At 56.9% G+C, this 6,923-nt stretch carries 6 protein-coding genes; 1 reads left to right on the forward strand and 5 read right to left on the reverse strand.

Going from position 1 to position 6,923, the window contains the following annotated elements; translation table 11 throughout:
• Positions 1–63 precede the first annotated feature (63 nt).
• A complete protein-coding gene (locus CUC53_RS18975) occupies positions 64–228 on the forward strand; it encodes a hypothetical protein (RefSeq protein ID WP_167386753.1) in 165 nt (54 codons plus the stop codon).
• Positions 229–260: 32 nt separating this feature from the next.
• On the opposite strand, the gene CUC53_RS12640 is transcribed toward CUC53_RS18975, so the two are convergent.
• The 5 genes from CUC53_RS12640 to CUC53_RS12660 all read right to left on the reverse strand — a co-directional run.
• Entirely contained in the window at positions 261–614 is a 354-nt protein-coding gene (locus CUC53_RS12640) for an MGMT family protein (RefSeq protein WP_100294495.1), read from the reverse strand.
• Between the two features lie 66 nt (positions 615–680).
• Entirely contained in the window at positions 681–2,234 is a 1,554-nt protein-coding gene (locus tag CUC53_RS12645; protein ID WP_100294486.1) for a methyl-accepting chemotaxis protein, read from the reverse strand.
• A gap of 244 nt (positions 2,235–2,478) precedes the next feature.
• Positions 2,479–4,344, reverse strand: a complete 1,866-nt coding sequence (locus CUC53_RS12650) for a beta-N-acetylhexosaminidase (protein WP_100294487.1) — start codon at positions 4,342–4,344, stop codon at positions 2,479–2,481.
• Positions 4,329–5,201, reverse strand: coding sequence for a glucosamine kinase nucleotide-binding domain-containing protein (locus tag CUC53_RS12655; protein ID WP_100294488.1), 873 nt, complete (start codon positions 5,199–5,201; stop codon positions 4,329–4,331). The genes CUC53_RS12650 and CUC53_RS12655 overlap by 16 nt, the downstream gene beginning before the upstream one ends.
• A gap of 110 nt (positions 5,202–5,311) precedes the next feature.
• Positions 5,312–6,923 (reverse strand): glycoside hydrolase family 9 protein (locus CUC53_RS12660; RefSeq protein ID WP_100294489.1); only part of this gene is annotated, 1,612 nt, incomplete at its 5' end.

Raw genomic sequence — 6,923 nt, forward strand, 5'->3', positions numbered from 1 at the left:
AATTTAGTGGCTTAGCACAACGTGCGGCAGATGGAATGTCGCTTGGTTACATAGGGGAGAGTGATGGAGATAAACGAGATTCGCCCTGGCATGAGTTGTCTGACTCGGGAGGGGACGGCTTATGTGCTGGAGGTTGATCCGCAACGTTTATTGGTCTTGTTGCAGCGCGAAGATGAAACGATTCCGGTTCAGGTGCGCAGTGATGAAATCTTAGCGTTGATCGATTAATCCGCAAAAGGTGGCGTTGCTGAACCGTCTTCTTAGAAAGGCAATGTAAAGAGCAGCTCGGTTAGGTCGGGCTGCCACTGCCACTCTTTCATCTTGATTCGTCCGCCGATCACTACGACCCCTTCTGTTTGCAATCGTCCGACTTGCTCTGTGAACCCAGCTGATCCTTTAGGCAGTGAAATCGTGCCCGTGGTGCTCACGACGCGATGCCATGGTAAGCGCTTATCGGTTTGCCGTAATACTTTCCCAACTAGCCTGGCACGGCCAGGCAGCCCAGCAAGGTCGGCAACTTGCCCATAACTGGCGACGCGACCGACAGGGATAAGAGATACGATGGCTTCGATACGAACAGCATTACGCAAAGCAGAGGGGGACGAGATGGGCATGGTGCGGCGCAGCAAAATAACGGAGGCGCCATTGTGGCGCCTCCGCAGGGAGCTTGGCAATGGCCATCAGCCAAAGGTCTGGCTTAGCTTTTGTAACTGCTTGGTGCCTTCTAACAATTGCTGGCTGGATTTATCGACACTGAGGATCTGCTCGCTGTTAGCCCGCGAGTATTGAGAGATCTGATTGATACTGCGGCTGATCTCTTCAGCGACCGCCTGTTGCTGTTCGGCCGCAGCGGCGATCTGCGCGGAAAACTCGGAAACTTGCTCAATTTCACTAAGTACGGTGTGTAAATTACTGGAGCCTTGGCGGGTGATGTCGGCACAGTTTCTGGTCTGTTCAAGATTCGTTTGCATTGTATCTCGCCAACGTCCTAGGGTGTGCTGGATCTGAGTGATGCTACCTTGGATCTGTTCGGTTGCTTTGTGGGTGCGAGTTGACAACGTCCGCACCTCATCGGCCACGACGGCGAAACCACGACCGAGCTCACCCGCGCGGGCTGCTTCAATCGCCGCATTGAGGGCCAGTAGATTGGTTTGCTCGGCAATTCCTTGGATCTCTCCCATCACGCTGCCAATCCGTTCCGATTCATGAACCAGTTCGACGGTCGAGTTAAATGCTTGCTCTGCTTGCTGGGTCAACAGGTCAATTTGCTGCTCGGTCTGGCTTAGTTGACGGTCAGTGTGCATACAGTGGCTGCGAGCTTGCGACACTTGCTGATTGGTATCTTGAATATTACGAGCAATCTCCTGTGCTGAAGATGCCATCTCAGTCATTGCGGTTGCAATTTGTTGGGTCTGGGCATCTTGTTCCGCCATATCGTGGTAAGCGCGATGGGATGCCTGTTTCAAGTCGGCGGCAAGTCGTTGCAGTGGCTGAGTGGCGTCATTGACGCGGCCGAGCACTGTCCTGATGCGGGCTTGCCACATTTTGAGATGAAAATCGGCAATTGCCCCGGGCTTGTCGCCAGAGTAGATGATGCGGGTCAAGCTGTCGTAATCCCGCTCCAAGTGTCGCATATAGCGAGGGAGGGTCACCAACTCACGCCAGTACGCCAAGATAAAAAGCAGCAGAGGTAGCAGTACCCATACTGCGCCGAGCCAACGATGGTCATGAACCGCACTGGCCAAAATGGCTAGCAACAGGGGGACCACCAGTAGGTGGCGGATTGTACCAAGCGAGAGATTCAATGCTTTGCGGCCTTGCTCTTGTTTTAGCAATTCACAATAGGTTTTGGTGGCGATCTCTTTATGATGCACCTCCGGCAGGGTGCGTACTGATTGATATCCGCTGATTTGATTCCCTTCATAGAGCGGGGTGACATAGGCATCGACCCAATAGTAACGGCCATCTTTGCAGCGATTTTTCACCATACCACGCCAAGGTTTACCCTGTTTGAGGTGCGACCATAGGTCAGCAAAGGCGGCTTTAGGCATATCAGGATGGCGCACCATGTTGTGGTTATGCCCAACAAGCTCTTCAATGTCATAGCCTGCCACTTGGCAAAATGCTGGGTTGGCGTAGGTAATAACACCGCGCAGATCGGTCGTGGATACCAGTTGTACATCGGCAGGAAAAGTAACTTCACTATCCACCGTCTGAATGTCTCGGCGAGCCATCGTGATACACCCCTTTGTTATTGATAATTAAGTTTTTTCATTGTGGCAGATCTTAGTTGGCGTGAGGTGATTTCTGCTTATTTTGTCAGGGATATTTGCGGTATCGATAAGAAGGGGCTGCTCAATTAACAGATGGCAGAAGCATGTCAAAGCGGTCAACAGTAAGAGGGGTTGCCATGGTGGCAACCCCTCTTGTTATTGCTTGCATATCCCCATCAACGGTCACTTTTAGGATAGGGAAAGGTTAGCGTTGAGGAACGCGATAACGTACCTGCTGCTGGTCAAGGATGTGCAGTTGACCCGGTAGGCGGGCTGCAAAGTGGGTCCACGCTTTGTGCGCGGTAGCACTCCATGCGACTTCTGCGGTGGCGAGCATGCGCGGAAACAGCATGTAGTCGAGACGATCACGGGAGGTAATCAGCTCTGACCACAAAGGGCTTAATACCCCGAGGATGTTATCGCAGGCATGGCAATCAGCTGGGGCCGGATCGCAAGCGTAGACCTGTTCCAGATTGAGGGTGCCCGCCCAGTAGAGGCCAGGCTCATCAATGCTGTGGTTCCAAGCGAGATCTAGGTAGAGAAACTGGGCTGGCGCCATCACCACCGGATAACCCGCATTGGCGGCATCAAGCCCTGCTTGAAAGCTGGTCCATGCGAAGACGGTGGCATCTCGGCTCACCTTATCGCCATGTAATACTTCTTCCCAGCCCATCATGCGTTTGCCTTTGGTCGCCAGATAGCGTTGACAATGGCGCAACAAATGCCCCTGTAGTTCACGGCAATCGAGGTATCCCTCCTGCTGCATCAATTGCTGACAAGCGGGGCTGTCGGTCCAGACGCCGGTTGGCACCTCATCCCCCCCCATGTGGATATGTTCACTGGGGAACAGTTCGCATACCTCATCTAGCACTGTCTCTAAAAAGCGATAGGTGCCAGGCAGTGCGGGGTTTAGCACGTTGTCATCAAAATATTGCACTGACAGGTAACGGGAGCGATCCGCTGCTTCAACCAGTAATTCAGGTAACGCCTTGATGGCAGCATGGCAATGACCCGGGATATCAATTTCGGGAATGATGGTGATACCCAGCTCGGTGGCGTACGCCACCAGTTCACGGACCTCGCGTTGGGTATAGTAGCCGCCATAGGGGGCGTGGCCCCCGCTCAATTGTGGATCGATGGGGAGACCATAACCGCGCCACGCGCCAACTTTGGTGAGCTCGGGAAAGGCATTGATTTCGAGCCGCCACCCCTCGTCATCAGTGAGGTGCCAGTGGAAGCGATTGAATTTATACAGGCTCATCAGCTTGAGCAGCCGCTTAATGGTTGCTGTGCTGTGAAAGTGGCGACCACAGTCGAGAAAAATCCCGCGAAAACCAAACCGTGGCTGATCGGCTAATTCAATGCAGGGTAGGCTTTCACCGTGTTGCAGATACCACTGAGCAAGGCTTATCAAGCCGTGGCGCCATCCAGTGTCGGTGGCTGCTGCAATACGCACTTCGTGAGGGGTAATGCTGAGTCGGTATGCCTCTGGCGGCATGGCGGCTTCAATCAGTTGGATCTCGGCATCATGATCCTGGGTCAGAGCGAGCGAGGTGAGCTCATTAAAATGGTTAAGTAAACCGGTCAAATTGACTGGCCCTGTGACGTGAGCGCGCTCAGCTAAGCGAAAGTTTCCCTCCAGCAGAGTCAAGCTGGCGGGGTGTGGCACTATGCCATTAAATGCTTCGACGGTGGGCAAATCAGCACCGTGTGAGGCAGGCTCATCCATTGCCAGATCTTGGGCCATCAGGGTAACGGGCAGTAACTGGGGACCGATGGTTGCTTGCGGCAGGCTAAGAAAGAATCTTTGTGGCATATCCGAGTTGCGTTTTATCGGGGTTCTACGGCAGCAAAACTGGATGTTGTGGCTAGCTGAGTGAGGCACCATCACCTTGTAGCTACCGCTTTGGCGCTCAAGGGTCGCTCCTTGCAGCGAACTCGGGTCGATCTGGCGAGCCAGACAGAAATGCAGCTTCCACTGAGTGTCAGGCAAATCAGAGAGGGTGAGTTGGAACCAGACATCATCGCCATCACGGCGAGTGACCTGGCTATGGATCAGGGGTGCAGGCATGGGAGATCCTCTGACTGAGCGAATAAAATGGCGCCGTCTAGGGCATCAGCCCGAGGCGTCACCAGAGGGAAGTGAGCAAGACGGGGGGCTAGGCGGGTGCCAATACCACCAAACAGGGCGATGTTTTGCGCCCCTAAACGCAGCATACCGTCGAGCAATTGACTCAATTGAGCGGATGTCTCATCCAACAAGTTGCAGGCTAGCTCGTCACCATCGTTAGCGGCATCAAATACCCAAGGGGCAAAATAGCCATAATCGGCGGGAATCGCTCGGCTAGCCCAATGGATGATGTGCGTTTGGTCTCGCTTGAAGTGATCGAGCAGGCGGATTGCCAACAGGCTAGGGGGCAATATCCCGTCGTGACAAAGCAGGGATTGTTGCACCGCGCGTAGTCCCAGCCACGCGCCGCTTCCCACATCGGAGATGGGAAAGCCTCGGCCTGAGCAGGTGCGAATTTTTCCTTGCTGGTAGATCAGTCCCACTGAGCCTGTGCCTGCAATCAGAATCGCGCCCTCGTCGCCGCCAAACGCGCCGAGACAGGCGCCAAAGGCATCAGAAGTGAGCCTGACACTGGCAAAAGGGAAGGGCATGTCGAGCATGGCGTGATAGCGGTCGGCCAGCTCAGCGGAAGCAAGCGCCAGCCCGACGCCCATCTGCTGTTCGCATTCGCTCCCAATGCCTGCACTGATCCGCGCACTTCCGATAGCCGCCAACACATTGGCATGGGCGAAATCGATGCCCAGCTCAAGATTGGAGCCTGCTGCATAGCCCTCTCCCAGTAACTTGCCCGCCCGATCGCGAATGCGGGCGCGAGTGTGAGTGCCGCCGCCATCAACGCCAACCCAGTACTCAACCATGGTGACCTCCCTGATCATTTCGATCACTCAGGGCATTTTGCCAGCAGATAGCCAACGCAAACCAGGCTGGCTGTATGGAGGATCCACTACTCTCCCTGCTCGAACCGATCTCAATCATGGTGCTCTCCCTGCTCATGTCGATCACGCTGCGCACTCTGCCAGCTGATAGCCAAGGCAAACCAGGCGGCGTGGGGGATCCACTGCTCACCCCAGCGCCAATTTTGATCCAGCCGATCCTTGTATGCCTCCGGGATAAAGGCCACGTCGTTTTCGTCATCGAATCCGGCGGTAATACCGTTGCAGATCCCCCCCTGCGCATTGGGATACCCGGCGGTATAGGCGGGGTTGTTGATACCGTGGCCCGCCAGCATGCAGGCGTTGAACGGGTTTTGCCCGAGGATCCAGTCGAGCTGGCGCTGACCGTAAGTGATGAGCGGCTGGCTCTGGCGGGGGAAGTGGCGGGCGCCAGCAAAGGCCATGGCCGCCAGCGAGGCCAGGCGGGCATTCTCCCCCTGCCACCAGTAACCGGACTCGTTGTCGTGGGGCATAAAGAAGCTGACGCGCGGCGCTTCATCCACCCCTTTGACATATTGGCGGGCGAGGGAGAAGGGGTTGCCCGCCCGTGCGCACAGTGCCAGCTCGGCGGCCAGTGCCTGCTCCACCACGGTTTGTACCCGGGCCTGGTGCTCCTGATCCGGCTCTACACCCAGATATTCCAGCAGCGCCAGCACCGGCAGGCCCGCCTCGGCGGCGTGATAGTAGGGGCGCGAGCCATCCTCGTTGGCCGACCAGTAGTGACCCAGCTCAGGATGGGGGCGCTGGCGGGCGCAGAGTTTGCTGGCACGGGCTCTCGCCTCATTCAGCCACTCGTTGCCGAAAGTGCGGGTCAGCTCCACCGCCGCCAGCAGGGCGCAGTAGTCGTCGATGATGTTCTCGACCCCGTCATCGAGGTAGGCAAGGTTGTGCTCACGCAGATGCAGGTAGCCGCGTTTGGCTGCCTCGGCGTAGCGGCTGGCATCGAAGTCGCCACTTACGCGCTCGCGGGCGGCGCGGGCCAGCGCGGCGATGGCCATGCCGCCCCCTTGGCGAAAACCCGCCTGCCAGTTGGCGGATTTGATCCCCTGTTGGGTAGCATAGGCGCACAGCTCGCGCTGGGCGGGATCCTTGCTCCACTTGTCGAACAGGGTCATGAAGAAGAAGCCCGACTCATCCTGCATCCGGCAGAGGAAATCGGCGCCGTGCAGCGCCTCGTCATTGAGCCGCTTGCAGAGGTTCACCCCGTCGATATCGCGGCGCGGCGTCAGCAGCAGTTCCCGGCACTTGAGCAGAGCCCACACCACCATGGGGGTCTGCTGGGGGTTGAGGTAGTTGGCGTAGGAGAGGTGGCTTAAGTACTTGCTCATGTCGCCGCTGGCATCGAACCAGCCGCCGTGTACATCTTTGTGCTGGTCGGTGCCAAACAGGCGGGCACTGCGGTCGGCACGATCGAAGGTGCCGCTGGCGCGCTGCCCCTTGAAGTAGTGAATGACGTCGGAGAGGCAGCGGCTGGCTAGCAGATCCTGGCCGATGGCAAAACGGGTCGAGCGGAAAATGCCTTGGGCAGTGATCGCCTCCAGCCGATAGTGGCCGGGCTCCTTGAAGGCGGAGAAGTCGGCGCGCCAGTAAGCGCGGCCCTGCCAGCCGGGGACGCTGCCAGCCGGTTGCAGCGGGGTTTCAAACAGG

Source organism: Aeromonas cavernicola, assembly GCF_002795305.1.
GTDB lineage: Bacteria > Pseudomonadota > Gammaproteobacteria > Enterobacterales > Aeromonadaceae > Aeromonas > Aeromonas cavernicola.

Coding starts and splice junctions, on each gene's coding strand:
- CUC53_RS12650 (WP_100294487.1), bottom strand. CDS start 4,344: ATGCCTGCACCCCTGATCCATAGCCAGGTCACTCGCCGTGATGGCGAT.
- CUC53_RS18975 (WP_167386753.1), top strand. CDS start 64: ATGGAGATAAACGAGATTCGCCCTGGCATGAGTTGTCTGACTCGGGAG.
- CUC53_RS12640 (WP_100294495.1), bottom strand. CDS start 614: ATGCCCATCTCGTCCCCCTCTGCTTTGCGTAATGCTGTTCGTATCGAA.
- CUC53_RS12655 (WP_100294488.1), bottom strand. CDS start 5,201: ATGGTTGAGTACTGGGTTGGCGTTGATGGCGGCGGCACTCACACTCGC.
- CUC53_RS12645 (WP_100294486.1), bottom strand. CDS start 2,234: ATGGCTCGCCGAGACATTCAGACGGTGGATAGTGAAGTTACTTTTCCT.